Below are 15,811 nucleotides of genomic sequence, written 5' to 3'. Positions count from 1 at the left end.
TGAGAAATCCGCTTATGCCGCGTTTTGAGTACAAAGTTGTTCCCGCCCCCGCCAAAGGCCTTAAGGGAAAAGGTATCAAAGGTGCCGAGGCGCGGTTTTCCCATGCGTTACAGGAACTGATGAATGGCATGGCCGCGGATGGCTGGGAGTATCAGCGCGCCGAAACGCTGCCATCGCTGGAACGCGTGGGGCTGACCGGCTCCACGACTGAGTGGCGCAATGTGCTGGTGTTCCGCCGGATGCGTGAAAATGAAGCGGAGTTGTTTGCGCCCGAGTTGCTGCCAGCACCTGACGAGACACCTCCGGAAACCGCCGCGGCACCTGCTGCAAAGGCGGACACACCGCGCGTGGCAGAAAAGGTCGCACCGCTTGTGGCCAAACAGGAAGGGGCCGCGCCCAAGGCCGATCCCCAGCAGCAAAATGCAGTGCCAATAAAAGACGAGCCTTTCGACAACGGCGTCGAGGATACCGGCAGCATGGACCGTGTCGGTGCCTCGCTCACCAATCTTGCAGCGGTGCGAGACTCTGGAAAATCAAGTAATTAGGCGACGTTCTTAAACATCTAGATCAAGTGCAAGGGCATGAATGCGCGCCATGAGGTCCGGACCGAGTGCCGCATGCACCGCACGGTGCCGCGCGACCCGGCTTAACCCCTTGAAATGATCGGCACGGATCATCACGTTGAAATGGCTTTCACCGCCCTCGCGATATCCGCCATGCCCTCGGTGACTTTCGCTATCGTCGACAACCTCCAACACACGTGGCGCAAGCGCCGCGCGCAGCTTCTCCTCAATTTCGCGGGTGACCGTACCTTTGTTAACTGACATTTTTTTCTCCTACCCCCTTCAATCTCGCCCCACAGCGTCTAAAGTGACCAGCCTGAGTCGGAAAGGTCTAACCCATGCCAAAAGCAGATCCCTTCGGATTCGACATGTCCGTGTCGTCTTCGAAAAAGAAAAATCCACGCGGCAGGCGCGGCATGTCCGGTGCCTCAGAGACATCTCGGCGTATCTGCGATCATGCAGGGTGTGACGAGGCGGGCAAATACCGCGCGCCAAAAGCGCCAGACGTGTTGGACGACTTCTTTTGGTTCTGTCAGGCCCATGTGCGCGAATATAATCTCAAGTGGAATTTCTTTGACGGCACGACCGAGGCCGAACTGAACGCGCAGATGTCCAGCGACAAGGTATGGGAACGCCCGACCAAACCACTGGGCGATCCTGAGGCACGGGCTTGGGCGCGGCTTGGCATTGAGGACCCGCATCAGGTGCTGGGCGCAAATGCCACGCAAAATCCCGGCAGAGGCCCCCAGGCTGGGCGACGCCTGCCCCCGACGGAGCGGCGGTCATTGGAAATTCTGGAAGCCAAGGACACCTGGACCAAACCGGAAATCCGCAAAGCCTATAAATTGTTGATCAAAGTGCTGCATCCCGACATGAACGGCGGCGACCGATCCCAGGAAGAGCAATTGCAGCAAGTCGTCTGGGCATGGGACCAGATCAAAGGCAGCCGCAACTTCAAAGACTAAGTTTATGGACCCGCCCGGCACCGCTGGGCGGCAAGATACGCCCCCGTTTTTGGTTCCGCGCACTGCTGTGAGCACTGCCACCGGGCGTTCGACCAAAGATCGGACGCCTTAGTGCGGCATTTGCGCACAAAAGGGACGTTTTTCCAGCGCGCCGATGACTGGCCACACCGGATGATACCAGTTGCCTCTTTCCCTTGCGCCTCACCAAGATATGTTGCACCAGATACGCGCGTCGCAAAGTCGCGGCGCATGGGGTAAAAGGAAGATACGGCATGGACGACGGCGCACTGGACATCAACGCAAGACCAACCGAAGAGATTTCCGTTCGTGACGTCTTTGGCATCGATTCTGACATGGTGGTCAAACGCTTTGCCGATCGCTCTGACCGCGTGCCCGCGCTGGACAGCACCTACAAGTTTGATCCCGATACCACATTGGCCATTTTAGCCGGGTTCACGCACAACCGCCGCGTCATGATCCAAGGTTACCACGGGACGGGCAAATCGACCCACATCGAACAGGTGGCAAGCCTGCTCAACTGGCCCTGCGTGCGCGTCAACCTTGACAGCCACATCAGCCGGATTGACCTGATCGGCAAAGACGCAATCAAGCTGGTGGATGGCAAGCAGGTCACGGCATTTCAGGAAGGCATCCTGCCCTGGGCGCTGCGCAACCCCACCGCCATTGTGTTTGATGAATATGACGCAGGCCGCGCCGATGTGATGTTCGTCATCCAGCGCGTGCTGGAAACGGACGGCAAGCTGACATTGCTGGACCAGAACAAGGTGATCACGCCGCATCCCTATTTCCGCATTTTTGCAACCGCCAATACCGTGGGTCTGGGTGACACAACCGGACTTTACCACGGCACCCAGCAGATCAACCAAGGTCAGATGGACCGCTGGTCACTGGTGGCGACGCTCAACTATCTGTCGATTGATGCCGAGGTTGCCATCGTGCTGTCCAAAAACCCGCATTACAACACCGACAAGGGCCGCAGGACCATCAAACAGATGGTCACCGTCGCGGACCTGTCCCGCACGGCGTTCATGAATGGCGAGCTGTCAACTGTGATGTCGCCACGGACGGTCATCTCGTGGGCGCAGAATGCCGAGATTTTCCGTAACGTCGGCTATGCCTTTAGGCTATCGTTCCTGAACAAATGTGACGAACTGGAACGTCAGACGGTTGCCGAGTTCTATCAGCGCTTGTTCGATGAGGAATTGCCAGAGAGTGCTGCGAGTGCGAGTTTGGGGTGAACACGCTGAACCTTGCACAAGGACTTGCGTCTGCACCTGAGGGGAGGATTGAATGAGAAAACCATCCGATAACCCGGCAGACGCATTCAAAAAGGCGCTGGCTGAGGCCTCCAAGGTGATGGCCAACGACCCTGATCTGAACGTCAGCTATTCAGTCGATCCATCGGGCCTGTCGGGCGATATTATGCGCCTGCCGCAGGTCAGCCGCCGCATGACCCGCGAGGAAGTGTTGCTGGCCCGTGGTACGGCAGACGCGCTGGCGTTGAACCGCCGCTATCACAACGGACAGACCCATGCGCGTTACGAGCCGCAAGGCGAGATGGCACGCGATCTTTATGAAGCGATGGAAACGGCGCGCTGCGAGGCTGTGGGCGCACGGGACATGCCGGGCACTGCTGGCAACATCGACGTTAAGATCAAGCATGACGCGTTGCGCAAGGGCTATGATCAGGCCAAACAGGCCAGTGACATTCCGCTGGCCGCGGCTGCGGGGTATCTGGTGCGGCATCTGGCCACCGGCCGCCCCCTGCCTGCCGGCGCTGAGAACGCGATGGAATTATGGCGCGGGTTCATTGAGGACAGCGCAGGCGGTACACTGGAAAACCTGACCGAAATCCTGGATGACCAATCTGCCTTTGCCAAATTTGCCCGCCAGATGATCAGTGATCTGGGCTATGGCGATCAATTGGGTGACGACCCTGATACGATGGACGAAGATCAGGAAGACGAAGCCGAAGAAGGTGCCGAAGAAGAGCAAGACCCGGACAGCACGGGTCAGGACGACCAAGACGATGACGAAGCCGAAGGATCGCCCGAACAGTCGCAGGAAGACAGCCATGATGCATCACAAGCTCAGGTCAGCATGGACGACTTGGCCGATCAGGAGCTTGGAGACGAAGCGGAAATGCCCGAAGGCGACGCCCCGTTAGAGCCGCCTGCCCCGCAACCCGTGTCAGAGGCCGACCCCAATTATCTGGTCTATATGGACAGCGAAGACGAGGTGATCGGTGCCGAACATCTCGCCGACCCGATTGAACTGGAACGCCTGCGGGCCTATCTGGATCAACAGTTGGAACCTTTGAAAGGCGCGGTAAGTCGTTTGGCCAACAAACTCCAGCGCCGCCTGCAAGCCCAACAAAACCGATCATGGGAATTTGATCTGGAGGAAGGCACGCTTGATGCAGGCCGGCTGGCGCGGATTGTGGCGACCCCGACAACGCCGCTCAGCTTTAAGGTCGAAAAAGACACCGAGTTCCGCGACACCTGCGTGACACTGCTGCTTGATAACTCTGGGTCGATGCGGGGCCGCCCCATTTCAATCGCGGCGATCTGTGCGGACGTGCTGGCCCGAACGCTGGAGCGGTGCAATGTAAAGGTCGAGATCCTTGGCTTTACCACCCGCGCCTGGAAAGGGGGCCAGGCCCGCGAGGCATGGCTGAACGCGGGTCGCCCGGTGCAGCCCGGTCGCCTGAATGATTTGCGTCACATCATCTATAAATCCGCAGATGCGCCCTGGCGGCGCACCCATCTCAATCTGGGGCTGATGATGAAAGAAGGTCTGCTGAAGGAAAATATCGACGGTGAGGCGCTGGAATGGGCGCACCGCCGCATGATGGCGCGGCACGAGTCCCGCAAAATCCTGATGGTGATCAGTGATGGTGCGCCGGTCGATGACAGCACCTTGTCGGTAAACCCTGCGAACTATCTCGAAAAGCACCTGCGCGATGTGATTGCGATGGTCGAAAAACGCAAGGCGGTCGAATTGCTGGCGATTGGCATCGGGCACGACGTAACCCGCTATTATGAACGTGCGGTCACGATCACCGATGTGGACCAATTGGCCGGTGCCATGACCGAACAACTTGCAGCATTGTTTGACAGCGATCCGCGCGCGCGCGCGCGTGTCATGGGGATGCGCCGCGTCAGCTAAGGCACTCATTCCGCAGACTTATTAATTAATTAATTGAGGGAGGACGCGATGTTCCAGAGTTTCGAGGTCACAGCACGGCCGGAACAAGGACCACCCCGCCTCAAGGCGTTGCGCGCTGAATTGGCGGCTGAAGGGCTTGCCGGTTTCCTGATCCCCCGCGCCGACGCGCATCAAGGCGAATATGTCGCGGCCCATGATGAACGACTGGCATGGATCACAGGCTTCACCGGATCTGCCGGATTCTGCGCCGCCCTGATGGATGTCGCGGGGGTATTCATCGACGGGCGGTACCGCACTCAGGTTAAGGCCCAGGTGGCATCCGATTTCACCCCGGTGCCCTGGCCAGAGGTCAGCCTCGCTGAGTGGTTGATTGAACAATTGCCAGATGGCGGCGTGGTGGGATTTGACGCGTGGCTGCATACCGCAGGACAGTTGGAACAACTGGATGAGGCGCTGGCGGACAGCGGCATTGAAATGCGCCGCTGTGCCAATCTGGTCGACCGCATCTGGGCGGACCAACCCAGCCCCCCGATGCAAGACGCCAAAGCACACGCCCTTGAATTTGCCGGTGAAAGCCACAATGACAAGCGGGCGCGGCTGGGCAAGACACTGAGCGACGCAAAACAGACTGCGGCGGTGATCACCCTGCCCGACAGCCTCAACTGGCTGCTGAATATCCGGGGCGCGGACATTCCGCGCAACCCGGTGGCGCATGGGTTTGGCGTGCTGCATGCAGACGGTGCCGTTGATCTTTTCATGGAACCTCAAAAGGTTGCCGCCCTTGGTGACCATCTGGGCGATCAGATAACGGTGCATGCGCCTGATCACCTGCTGGCGCATCTGGGGACCCTGATTGGCCCGGTACGGTTGGACAAGCAATCTGTCCCGGTGATCATCGCTGATGCCCTGGGGGAGCGGGCGGTGTGGGGGGATGACCCATGTGCCTTGCCAAAGGCCTGCAAAAACGAGGCCGAGATTGCAGGGTCAGCCGAAGCGCATCTGCGTGATGGGGCCGCATTGTGTGAACTGCTGGCATGGCTCGATACAAAGGCCCCCGGAAGTTTGACCGAGACCGAGGTGGTGACCAAGCTTGAAACCTTCCGCCGCCGTGACAATGCCTTGCAGGACATCAGTTTTGAAACCATTGCCGGTACCGGCCCAAACGGCGCAATCATGCATTACCGGGTGACGACGGAAACCGATAGCACCCTTGAGGATGGTCACTTGCTGGTACTGGATTCGGGCGGTCAATATCTGGACGGGACCACCGACATCACCCGCACTGTTCCGATCGGCACTCCCAGTGATGACGCGCGCGTCGCGTTCACCCGTGTTTTGGCAGGGATGATCGCGATGAGCCGACTGCGCTGGCCCCAGGGCCTCGCTGGACGTGACATCGAGATGATTGGCCGGGTACCGCTGTGGCTTGCGGGTCAGGATTTCGACCATGGACTGGGCCACGGTGTCGGTGCTTACTTAAGCGTGCACGAAGGGCCGCAAAGGTTAAGCAAGATCAGCCATGTTCCCTTTTTGGCGGGCATGATCCTGTCCAACGAGCCGGGATATTACCGCGAGGGTGCCTTTGGCATCCGCCTCGAAAACCTGCTAGTGGTGCGGGACGCCCCCGCCCTGCCCGGCGGCGATGCACATCGCAAGATGTTGCATTGGCAGACGCTCAGCTTTGCACCGATAGACCGGCGTCTGATCGTGGCAGAGATGCTCGAAGTTGCCGCACGTAACTGGCTGAATGACTACCACGCACAGGTTGCGCAAAAAATTGGCCCGCGGCTTTCACCAGACGCGAAACTGTGGTTGGATGCCGCAACAGCGCCGCTCTAGGCATCTGTAAAATCACGCGTTTGAAAGGGTTCACTATGGCCGACCATATCAAGATCACAAAAGCCGAAGGCACATGGAGCGTCCGCGCAGGCGGTGCCGTTCTTGGTGAAACCACAAACGCGCTCAAATTGACCGAAGGGGATTATCCGCCCGTCATTTATTTCCCACGGGGCGATATTGCCATGGCGTTTCTGGATTCTTCTGACAAGACGACACACTGCCCGCATAAAGGCGATGCCAGTTACTATTCCGTGGTGACCAAAAGCCGCACCTTGAACGACGCAGTCTGGTCCTATGAAAATCCCAATGACGCTGTCGCGGCAATCAAAGATCACCTTGCGTTTTACCCCATAGATGAGATCACGGTCGAACAGATCTGAGCGCTCATCGCTCAAGAATGTTCTTCTGCCGCCGTCGCAGCCAAAGCGCGATTATAGGCCTTAAGAGCATCGACATGGAACAACGCGCCCATCAATTCAGGCGGCGCATCTGCGGAAAGCGTGACCACAGGAATGAACCGCGCTGATGATTGTTCAAAGATCGGCATCGCCGCCTCAAGCGTCGCAGTGCCGTCAATGTATGTGCCCGCATCGATCAGGTCCCAGCATTCATTTTCGTCGGCGGCGCGTTCGTCCTCTGGGCGGCGCATGATGCGGGCCGCCGTGAACATCGCGAGCAGATAGGCCTGTGGTCCGGCCGCAAGGTGGATGCCCCGCCGCTCCATCTGGGTCAGGAAAAAACTGCGGTCAACGATGCGCGACGCAAGCGCGGTCGACATGCTGACTGCGACCATCACCGCCAAACCTGTCTGCCAGTCACCGGTAAGCTCAAAAACGATCAGGGTGGTGGAAATAGGTGCCCCAAGGACCGCCGCCGCCACTGCACCCATGCCCGCCAGCGCATAAAGCGTTGATGCCCCGGATACATCTGGAAATATCCCCGTCGCGATCAGGCCAAAGGCCAACCCCGCCAGCGCCCCGATCATCAATGAGGGTGAAAACACACCGCCGCCCATGCGCCCCCCAAGCGTGATGGAAACAGCCGCAACCTTGAGCATCGCAAATATGATCACCTCATAAAGGCCCAACTGTCCGGTCAGCGCCAACGACATTGTCTCATAGCCAACGCCAATGATATGCGGAAACCACAGGGCCAATATCCCAAGCAGCGCGCCCGCCACGGCAGGGCGCAACCAGCGCGGCAGGCCCGTGCGCTTTTGCACGTAATTACCAAAATCCTCCGCCCAGAAGATACTGCGCATCAATGCCACAGCGATCAATCCGCACGTCAGCCCTAACAACAAGAACGCGGGCAATTCAACATAGAACTGCAAATCGCCATAGGTCGGCAGCACAAATTCAGTGACCCCGCCAAATTCGAGACGGTTGATAACCGTGCCCGCAACCGAGGCGATGACGATGGGCGCAAAAGCATGCACCGCGAAATGGCGCAACACGACCTCCAACGCGAACAGCGCCCCCGCAATAGGCGCGTTAAAGCTGGCAGAGACCCCGGCCGCCACCGCACAGCCCAATAGATCACGCCCGGTGATGCCGTCCGCATTAATCCGGCGGCTGACCCAGGTGGAGATAACCCCGGCCATGTGCACCACCGGCCCTTCGCGGCCTGATGAACCGCCTGTGCTCAATGTGATCCAAGAGGCGATGGCTGATGCGATCCCGGCGCGGGTTTCCACCCGGCCATCATGCAAGGCGGCCCCCAGAATGACATCGCCCACTGAACGCGCGCGCGCATCCCGGGTGAAATGATGCAAGATCAGCCCGACAGTAAGCCCCCCAAATGTCGGGATCAGAACCACCCAGTACCACTGCAGGCCAGTGATGAAACTGTGCAACTGTTGCACATCCTCTGTGCCATAAAGAGTGGCCTGCAACCAGTTGATCCCTTTGCGGAAAAACAGCGCCGCAAAACCTGCGGCGATGCCGATCAGCAGCGCGATGAACCAAAACGTAACCTTGCCCGGACCGCGCAGTCGGATCACCTCATACCCGCGTTTGATCGACGCCTTTGCCAGCTGAAGCTGTTGCGACAAAAAGGAAGGGTCAGGTTCACTCATAAGATGTCATGATCACGGTGCGCGGGCGTCAAGGTCAAGTACGTGATGGAAATCAGAACGAAAATACGGTCGGTTTTATTCGAAAACACTGACATCACCCGGCCAATAGCACCTCGGCGGCACCGCGTGCGGCATCGGTGATGACATCGCCCGCCAGCATGCGCGCGACCTCGTCAACACGCTCGGCTGGTGACAACGGCGTCACAGTCGATGTCGTCATGCCCTTGCTCACGGCCTTTTCCACCCGCCAATGATGCGCGCCAAGGGCGGCCACCTGCGGTGAATGGGTCACGACCAAAACCTGTCCATCTTCGGCCAATGCCGCCAACCGCCGACCCACCGCATCTGCGGTGGCACCGCCGACACCGCGGTCAATCTCGTCAAAAATCAACGTCAGGCCGGATTGGCCTTGGGTCAGGCAGACTTTGAGCGCCAGCAGAAACCGGCTCAGTTCCCCCCCCGACGCGATTTTGCCCAATGGCCCCGCGGGCGCGCCAGGGTTGGTGGCCACTGTGAAGGACACCGCATCGCGGCCCTCTGGCCCGGCGTCCTCGGGTGTGATTTGGGTCGCAAAGACAGCACGTTCCATTTTTAACGGGGCCAGTTCAGACGATACTGCTTTATCAAGCTTTGTCGCGGCGGTGCGCCGCGCCTGACCCAGAGCATCCGCCGCCGCATCATAAGCATCGCGTGCATCGCGCACTGCCTTTTCGAGAGCCGCCTGCTGCGCCTCGCCTGCGTCCAGTGCCGCCAGCTTGCCGCGCAGGATCTCTGCAAATCCGGCCAAATCGTCCGGGGCCACGTCATGCTTGCGCGCCAAAGCACGGATCGCAAACAACCGCTCTTCCGCCTCTTCCAGCTCGATCGGGTTGAACGACATCGCGTCAATGGCATTGGCTACCCCTGACATCGCATCGTCAAGTTCCAACATCGCACGGTTCAACGCAGCCATCGGTGCCTCTAACGCGCCTTCGGCTTTGTGGGCCACACCGTCCAGCCAGCGCAGCGCATCACCAAGGCTGGTTTCGGCACCACCCTGCCCCAGTATCTCATAAGCGTTGACGACATCCGCGCGGATTTTTTCAGCGCTTTGCATCAGCCGCCGCTTGCTGTCCAAAATGGCCTCTTCGCCTGCCTGAGGCTCCAATTTGTCCAGTTCCGCAACCGCGTGGCGCAGGAACTCCTCTTCGGCCTGAATAGCCTCGCGTTCAATGGCGGCTGCCTTGGCCGCCTTACGTGCGGCACTCAGGGCTTGCCACGCCGCGCGCACCTTGGCCTTTGCCGCGTCATTTCCGGCAAACCCATCCAAAATTGCCCGATGCCCACGCGGATTAAGCAGCCCCCGGTCATCATGCTGCCCGTGCAGCTCAACCAAAGTGTCCGACAATTCCCGCAGCACCTCACCAGAACAGCGGCGGTCGTTGACCCAGGCTGTTTTGCGTCCGTCGCTTGAATTGATGCGCCGTAAAATCAGCTCATTGCCCGCTGGCAAACCGGCCTCTTTCAACACCGCATGGGCCGGATGACCCGGCGCGAGGTCGAACCATGCCGTTACTTCACCCTGATCTGCGCCCTGACGCACAAGATCGGCACGTCCGCGCCAGCCCAGTACAAAACCCAGCGAATCCAACAGGATGGATTTCCCCGCACCGGTTTCCCCAGTCAACACATTAAGCCCCGGCTGAAACGCAAGTTCCAGGCGATCAATGATCAGCATGTCCGAAATATCAAGTCCGCGCAGCATGTCGTTGCCCCAACGGATGGGTGAAACCCACCGCCCCTACAGCCACTCGCCCTTGATCGTCTGACGGTAAACGGCACTCAACCAGTTATTTTTGTAAAACTTCGGTTCAAGCCCCTGACCGGTCAGCAATTTATAGCTGTCTTCGTACCATTCGGTCGACTGATAGTTGTGGCCCAGAATAGCACCGGCAGTCTGGGCTTCTTCATTCAGACCCAGCGCCAGATAGGCTTCAACCAAACGGTGCAGTGCCTCGGCGGTGTGGGTCGTGGTCTGGAATTCCTCGACAACAACCCGGAACCGGTTGATCGCCGATGTATAGTGATCGCGGCGCAGATAATAACGCCCGATTTCCATCTCTTTGCCCGCCAGATGATCAAAGGCCAGATCAAATTTCAAAATTGCCGATTTTGTATATTCGCTGTCCGGGTATCCTTCGATCACTTGGCGCAAGGACTGCAGCGCCTGAAATGTCAGACCCTGATCACGGCCCACTTCGTCGATCTGGTCATAATAGCTGAGCGCCAAGAGATATTGTGCATATGCGGCGTCATCATCATCGGGATAAAAGTCGATAAACCGCTGCGCCGAGGACCGGCTGTTGGGATAATCCTTGTCTTGATGGTAGGAAAACGCCTGCATGATCAGCGCGCGTTTGGCCCATTCCGAATAGGGATACAGGCGCTCAATCTCTGCAAAATAGAACGCCGCATCTTCAGGACGGCTGCGGTTCAGTTCAAATTCGCCACGCTCAAAGATCTGTTCTGCCGAATAAGTTTCAAGGGGAATTTCCTGAGGGTTAAAGAAGTTCCCCGTAAAACGACCGGCATCACGGTTGCCGCACGCTGCAAGCGCTGCCACAATGCACACTGCACCGATCACTCGCATACGCGACCCTGCACCTGTCATGCCTGCATCCTTTGCATCGTCACATCCATGGCCAATTTTTGACCCCTCTTTGCACCTAGCTAACACAATAATTTGCGATGCAAAACGCCCATTCCACACTTAGCTGCGCCGCGTCACACAAAAGCGATAGTGCATGTCCAAAAACCACGCTTGCAATTGAATACATGCGCAACCCTGTACGATCAATGGCAAGCGTTGTTTCAGATATCGCATTGGGGATTTTATCTGCAAAATCAATGCAGTCTCAGGCGACTTGCGGGATCTCATCCCAGACCAGTCCATAGCCCGGCAGGCGTGACGCCATAGATGCGTCGCATTCAACCATGCGCACGGCACCGGGCGTCGCAAAAAGCTTGCGCAACAAGGTGTTGGTCAGCGAATGACCGGCACGGTTTCCGGTGTAATGGCCCAAAAGCGGCGCACCGGCCAAGGCCAGATCACCCAACGCATCCAGCATTTTATGGCGCACGGGTTCGTCTGCATGGCGCAGACCACCCGGGCTGATCACATGATCGCCCTCAAAAACGACGGCATTTTCCCCAGATTCACCGCCCAGTGCCAGACCGTTCGCCTGCATCGCATCAACGTCCGCCTTGCGGCAGAACGTGCGGCTGTCACACAGTTCGCGGGCAAAGGACCCGTTGTTCATCACCAGTGATTTTTTCTGATGCCCAATGGCGGCATCAACAAAATCAATCTCAAAATCAATCCGCAGGGTATGGGAGGGTGCCAGTGTCGCAGAAGCGTCACCGTCTGTTACTGTCACGGTTTTCAGCACTTCAAATGCCATCACCGGTGCAGCAAGGCGGCGGATCCCACGTTCCATGAACCCGCGTACAAACGGGATCGCGGATCCATCAAGTATTGGCACTTCGGGGCCGTCAATTTCAACCAGCGCATTGTGAATACCACACCCCGCCAGTGCCGCCATCAGATGTTCAACAGTAGAGACAGACAGACCATTTGCATTTTCAAGTTTGGTACACAGAGGCGACCGATTAACGGCATCCCAGCGCGCCGGGATCATCCGGTCGCCCACAACCACATCCGTGCGCGCAAACCAAATGCCATGGTGCGCACTTGCAGGACGAACAGTCACAGTTGCTTGCTGGCCAGAGTGCAACCCCTTGCCGGTAAAGCTCATCGCTGATTTGATCGTGTTCTGCACAAGAATCGTCCTCATCATTCCCAGATCGCTGTCCGGGCTTGAACACTGAACTAAGCGGGGCGTTCCTTTTAGACAATTCAACCTTTGCAACCGACTGAAACATGCCCGTTACAATTGGGCGCAAACACGCCGTCTATTTTTCAATGCATTGATAATAAAAGAAAAAGGGCCACCCTCAGGCAACCCTTTTCAAAGAATATGTGACTGAATTAGTTCGCCTGGCGGCGCAAAAACGCAGGAATTTCGATCCGTTCCTGATCCGCATCAGCCGCATCCTGGGGCTGTGGCGCTGCCGCTGAAGCGCGGGTTTGGACCGGTGGTTGCTGGCGTACAGGGCGCTGAGCTTGCGTTTCGCCCTCTGCATGGCCGGTCATCCGGTTGATCAGAGAGTTAATCCCAAAGCGCGGTTTCTCACTGCCATGCTGGGGCACTGCGGCTGGTCGCTGCTGAGCTTGCGCGGCAATCGGGCGCTGCTGCTCTGGTGATGCTTTTTGTGCTGCTGCACGTAAACGCGCCATCGCCTCTGGTGACGGCGTGCCGGGTGTTGGCGCACGCGGGGCAACAAAGGTCTCCGGCTCTACGTCCAGCATCTCTTCTGAGCGGGGCTCAAATGCCGCGACCTGTGGCTGATACGCGGGCGCAGGCAAGTCGTCGCTGTCGTCCGATGCGTCATCCGCAAAGATGTCTTCGGCCTGATCTTCTGCCGCAGCACGCTGTACATCGATATCGTCGAACATCTGCTGCTGTTCTTCTTCTTGCGACATCTCAGCTGCGACCGGGGTTGCAGCCGCTGCGGTGGCCATTGGCGCTTCTTCTGAAACCGCCTGCTGCTTCAAAGGCTGGCTCATGGACCGGCGCGGCACGGGCATTTCTGTGTTCACATCCGTGGCGTCGATGCCCGTTGCAACGACACTGACACGCATCAGGCCGCCCATATTCTCGTCCATTGTCGAACCGACGATGATGTTTGCCTCTGGGTCCACTTCTTCGCGAATGCGGTTGGCGGCCTCGTCCAGTTCAAACAGGGTCAGGTCATGACCACCGGTGATGTTGATCAGCACACCCTTGGCACCCCGCAAGCTGATTTCGTCCAGCAGCGGGTTCGCGATCGCCTTTTCGGCGGCCTGAATGGCGCGGTCTTCGCCTTCGGCCTCGCCGGTGCCCATCATCGCCTTGCCCATTTCGTCCATCACGGCACGCACATCGGCAAAGTCGAGGTTGATCAGGCCGGGACGGACCATCAGGTCTGTCACACCCTTAACACCTTGATACAAAACATCGTCCGCCATGGAGAACGCTTCGGTGAAGGTGGTTTTTTCATTCGCCAGACGGAACAGGTTCTGGTTGGGAATGATGATCAGCGTATCGACAACCTTTTGCAGCGCTTCGACGCCATCCTCGGCCTGGCGCATGCGCTTGGCACCCTCAAACTGAAACGGCTTGGTCACAACACCAACGGTCAGAACACCCAACTCGCGTGCGGCCTGCGCGATGATTGGCGCGGCACCTGTACCGGTGCCACCGCCCATACCAGCGGTGATAAAGCACATATGCGCCCCCGCCAGATGGTCGACGATTTGTTCGATTGATTCTTCCGCGGCGGCGGCGCCCACGCTTGCCCGTGCACCTGCACCTAGACCCTCGGTAACCTTGATCCCAAGCTGAACACGGTTCTCTGCCTTGGCCTGTTGCAACGCCTGCGCGTCGGTGTTTGCCACGACGAAATCTACGCCATCCAGTTGTTTTTCGATCATATTATTGACCGCGTTACCACCGGCACCACCAACACCGAACACGGTGATACGGGGCTTCAGATCTTCCTGTCCGGGCATCGATAGGTTGAGTGTCATATGTTGTCCGCCTGTTATGTTTGCCCCCGTCCCGCGGGGTTTGACCGTCTAAATTCCCATAATCCTAACGGTATGGGACCGTAACGTCACCTAAAAAACGCCATTTTGACGCTAAATATGGGCAATTTCTTGCCACATTCGACCTTATATCGATCAAGGCACCGCATTTTGCGGTCACCAGTTGTCCCGGAACCATTTAACCGCGCGTTTCAATGACCGCGACGGATACCGGTCTGCGGGGATGTCAAAATCCCACCACTCATCCTGCGGGTGTGCCGCAAAGAGCGCCAGACCCACTGCCGATGCAAAGCCGGGGCCGGTTGCGGCCTGCGGCAATCCATGCACCCGCAACGGTCGGCCCAACCGCACCTGCTGTCCCAAAATCTTGCTTGCCAACCCATCAAGGCCGGGGATCTGGCTGCCGCCTCCGGTCAGAACAATCTGTTGGCTGGGCAGATGGTCAAAGCCTGCGGCGTCCAGACGCACGCGCACCTCTTCCAGAATTTCCTCAACGCGTGGGCGCATGATGCCAATCAGTTCAGCGCGGCTGGCGGTGCGGCGATCATGTTCATAGTCACCAGTGTCGCCACCGATCTCGATCATCTCGCGGTCGTCCATCCCGGTGGCATGCACGCCTCCATAAAACGTCTTGATCCGCTCGGCATTGGCGGTCGGCACCTGCAAACCCATCGAAATGTCACTGGTCACGTGATCGCCTCCCATACGCACGGTGTCAGCATAGATCATGTGTTTCTTGATAAAGATCGAGACGCTGGTCGATCCGCCCCCCAGATCGATGCAGGCAGCACCAAGTTCCTGTTCGTCCTCAACCAGTGACGAAATGCCCGAAACATAGGCCGAAGACGCGATGCCCGCCAGTTCCAGATCACAGCGTTTGATACAATGCGCCAAATGTTGCACGGCGGCGGCATCGACGGTCAGCATATGCATGTCCACGGACAATGCATTGCCCAACTGGCCGCGCGGATCGCTCAGCCCTGAGCGGTGATCAAGCGCAAAATTCACCGGTTGCGCGTGCAGAACCTCGCGCCCTTCACCGTACTCGGGCACATCGCAGCTGGCCATCACCTGAGCCACGTCCTGTTCTGATACGACCTGTCCGTCCAGATCGATTTGAGCATCCAACCCGTAACTGCGCGGCTCACCCCCTGAGAAACAGGCGATCACATGGTCGACGCGGATACCAGCCATCTTTTGGGCGGCTTGCAAGGCGGTGCGGATCGCGCGTTCGGTTTCGCCCATCGCGCAAATTTCGCCAAAGCGCACGCCACGTGACCGGGTGGTCGCCGCGCCAATGACCCGGAACCCGGATTGCCCGGCAAGCGATCCAATCTCACCGTCCGTATCAAGCTGGCTTGGGCCGTCAAACCGCAGCACAAGGCAGGCGATCTTCGAACTGCCGACGTCCAGAATTGCGACCACACCACGCTGCATGGCAAGCTTGCGCATGTTCCGCATTGATCTTTGACTGTCGTAAAGGTCCATCATA

Annotated in this window: 13 protein-coding genes; 6 read left to right on the top strand and 7 right to left on the bottom strand. The window is 58.2% G+C overall.

All coding sequences use genetic code 11. From position 1 onward, the window contains the following. Positions 1–14 precede the first annotated feature (14 nt). The gene (locus ACEWL3_RS04770; RefSeq protein WP_386179674.1) at positions 15–545 is read left to right on the top strand and encodes a DUF4177 domain-containing protein; all 531 of its coding nucleotides are present in this window, start codon (positions 15–17) and stop codon (positions 543–545) included. Positions 546–554: 9 nt separating this feature from the next. On the opposite strand, the gene ACEWL3_RS04765 is transcribed toward ACEWL3_RS04770, so the two are convergent. Next, positions 555–827 carry a BolA family protein gene (locus ACEWL3_RS04765; protein ID WP_386179671.1) on the bottom strand — a complete coding sequence of 91 codons (273 nt, stop codon included), beginning with the start codon at positions 825–827 and terminating at the stop codon, positions 555–557. Between the two features lie 74 nt (positions 828–901). Here ACEWL3_RS04765 and ACEWL3_RS04760 point away from each other — a divergent pair, with 74 nt between their 5' ends. The 5 genes from ACEWL3_RS04760 to ACEWL3_RS04740 all read left to right on the top strand — a co-directional run bounded on the left by ACEWL3_RS04760 (position 902) and on the right by ACEWL3_RS04740 (position 6,936). Then, entirely contained in the window at positions 902–1,528 is a 627-nt protein-coding gene (locus tag ACEWL3_RS04760; protein ID WP_386179668.1) for a J domain-containing protein, read from the top strand. A 272-nt stretch (positions 1,529–1,800) separates the two neighbouring features. Next, the gene (gene cobS / locus ACEWL3_RS04755; protein ID WP_386179664.1) at positions 1,801–2,787 is read left to right on the top strand and encodes a cobaltochelatase subunit CobS; all 987 of its coding nucleotides are present in this window, start codon (positions 1,801–1,803) and stop codon (positions 2,785–2,787) included. 52 nt (positions 2,788–2,839) lie between these two features. Next, complete coding sequence (gene cobT / locus ACEWL3_RS04750) at positions 2,840–4,717, top strand: cobaltochelatase subunit CobT (protein WP_386179661.1); 1,878 nt, start codon at positions 2,840–2,842, stop codon at positions 4,715–4,717. A 48-nt stretch (positions 4,718–4,765) separates the two neighbouring features. Further along, complete coding sequence (locus ACEWL3_RS04745; protein WP_386179658.1) at positions 4,766–6,556, top strand: aminopeptidase P family protein; 1,791 nt, start codon at positions 4,766–4,768, stop codon at positions 6,554–6,556. 35 nt (positions 6,557–6,591) lie between these two features. After that, the gene (locus ACEWL3_RS04740) at positions 6,592–6,936 is read left to right on the top strand and encodes a DUF427 domain-containing protein (RefSeq protein ID WP_386179655.1); all 345 of its coding nucleotides are present in this window, start codon (positions 6,592–6,594) and stop codon (positions 6,934–6,936) included. Positions 6,937–6,947: 11 nt separating this feature from the next. On the opposite strand, the gene ACEWL3_RS04735 is transcribed toward ACEWL3_RS04740, so the two are convergent. The 6 genes from ACEWL3_RS04735 to ftsA all read right to left on the bottom strand — a co-directional run bounded on the left by ACEWL3_RS04735 (position 6,948) and on the right by ftsA (position 15,810). Beyond that, positions 6,948–8,633, bottom strand: a complete 1,686-nt coding sequence (locus ACEWL3_RS04735) for a chloride channel protein (RefSeq protein ID WP_386179652.1) — start codon at positions 8,631–8,633, stop codon at positions 6,948–6,950. A 94-nt stretch (positions 8,634–8,727) separates the two neighbouring features. Continuing rightward, on the bottom strand, positions 8,728–10,377 hold the full coding sequence (gene recN, locus ACEWL3_RS04730) for a DNA repair protein RecN (RefSeq protein WP_386179649.1): 1,650 nt from the start codon (positions 10,375–10,377) through the stop codon (positions 8,728–8,730). A gap of 36 nt (positions 10,378–10,413) precedes the next feature. Continuing rightward, a complete protein-coding gene (locus tag ACEWL3_RS04725; RefSeq protein WP_386179646.1) occupies positions 10,414–11,283 on the bottom strand; it encodes an outer membrane protein assembly factor BamD in 870 nt (289 codons plus the stop codon). Positions 11,284–11,527: 244 nt separating this feature from the next. Further along, positions 11,528–12,469, bottom strand: coding sequence for a UDP-3-O-acyl-N-acetylglucosamine deacetylase (gene lpxC / locus ACEWL3_RS04720; protein WP_386179643.1), 942 nt, complete (start codon positions 12,467–12,469; stop codon positions 11,528–11,530). Positions 12,470–12,660: 191 nt separating this feature from the next. After that, a complete protein-coding gene (gene ftsZ, locus ACEWL3_RS04715; protein ID WP_386179639.1) occupies positions 12,661–14,301 on the bottom strand; it encodes a cell division protein FtsZ in 1,641 nt (546 codons plus the stop codon). A gap of 174 nt (positions 14,302–14,475) precedes the next feature. Continuing rightward, positions 14,476–15,810 carry a cell division protein FtsA gene (gene ftsA / locus ACEWL3_RS04710; protein WP_386179636.1) on the bottom strand — a complete coding sequence of 445 codons (1,335 nt, stop codon included), beginning with the start codon at positions 15,808–15,810 and terminating at the stop codon, positions 14,476–14,478. Position 15,811 lies beyond the last annotated feature (1 nt).

The sequence above is a fragment of the Sulfitobacter sediminivivens genome (genome assembly GCF_042611115.2).
Taxonomy (GTDB): domain Bacteria; phylum Pseudomonadota; class Alphaproteobacteria; order Rhodobacterales; family Rhodobacteraceae; genus Sulfitobacter; species Sulfitobacter sediminivivens.
The sequence above is the reverse complement of the archived record's forward strand: the minus strand, read 5'-3'. Positions and strand labels throughout refer to the sequence as shown.

What these genes read in the sequence shown, in the direction of transcription:
- ACEWL3_RS04770 (WP_386179674.1), top strand. Translation starts at nt 15, where the DNA reads ATGCCGCGTTTTGAGTACAAAGTTGTTCCCGCCCCCGCCAAAGGCCTT.
- ACEWL3_RS04765 (WP_386179671.1), bottom strand. Translation starts at nt 827, where the DNA reads ATGTCAGTTAACAAAGGTACGGTCACCCGCGAAATTGAGGAGAAGCTG.
- ACEWL3_RS04760 (WP_386179668.1), top strand. Translation starts at nt 902, where the DNA reads ATGCCAAAAGCAGATCCCTTCGGATTCGACATGTCCGTGTCGTCTTCG.
- cobS (WP_386179664.1), top strand. Translation starts at nt 1,801, where the DNA reads ATGGACGACGGCGCACTGGACATCAACGCAAGACCAACCGAAGAGATT.
- cobT (WP_386179661.1), top strand. Translation starts at nt 2,840, where the DNA reads ATGAGAAAACCATCCGATAACCCGGCAGACGCATTCAAAAAGGCGCTG.
- ACEWL3_RS04745 (WP_386179658.1), top strand. Translation starts at nt 4,766, where the DNA reads ATGTTCCAGAGTTTCGAGGTCACAGCACGGCCGGAACAAGGACCACCC.
- ACEWL3_RS04740 (WP_386179655.1), top strand. Translation starts at nt 6,592, where the DNA reads ATGGCCGACCATATCAAGATCACAAAAGCCGAAGGCACATGGAGCGTC.
- ACEWL3_RS04735 (WP_386179652.1), bottom strand. Translation starts at nt 8,633, where the DNA reads ATGAGTGAACCTGACCCTTCCTTTTTGTCGCAACAGCTTCAGCTGGCA.
- recN (WP_386179649.1), bottom strand. Translation starts at nt 10,377, where the DNA reads ATGCTGCGCGGACTTGATATTTCGGACATGCTGATCATTGATCGCCTG.
- ACEWL3_RS04725 (WP_386179646.1), bottom strand. Translation starts at nt 11,283, where the DNA reads ATGACAGGTGCAGGGTCGCGTATGCGAGTGATCGGTGCAGTGTGCATT.
- lpxC (WP_386179643.1), bottom strand. Translation starts at nt 12,469, where the DNA reads ATGATGAGGACGATTCTTGTGCAGAACACGATCAAATCAGCGATGAGC.
- ftsZ (WP_386179639.1), bottom strand. Translation starts at nt 14,301, where the DNA reads ATGACACTCAACCTATCGATGCCCGGACAGGAAGATCTGAAGCCCCGT.
- ftsA (WP_386179636.1), bottom strand. Translation starts at nt 15,810, where the DNA reads ATGATGGACCTTTACGACAGTCAAAGATCAATGCGGAACATGCGCAAG.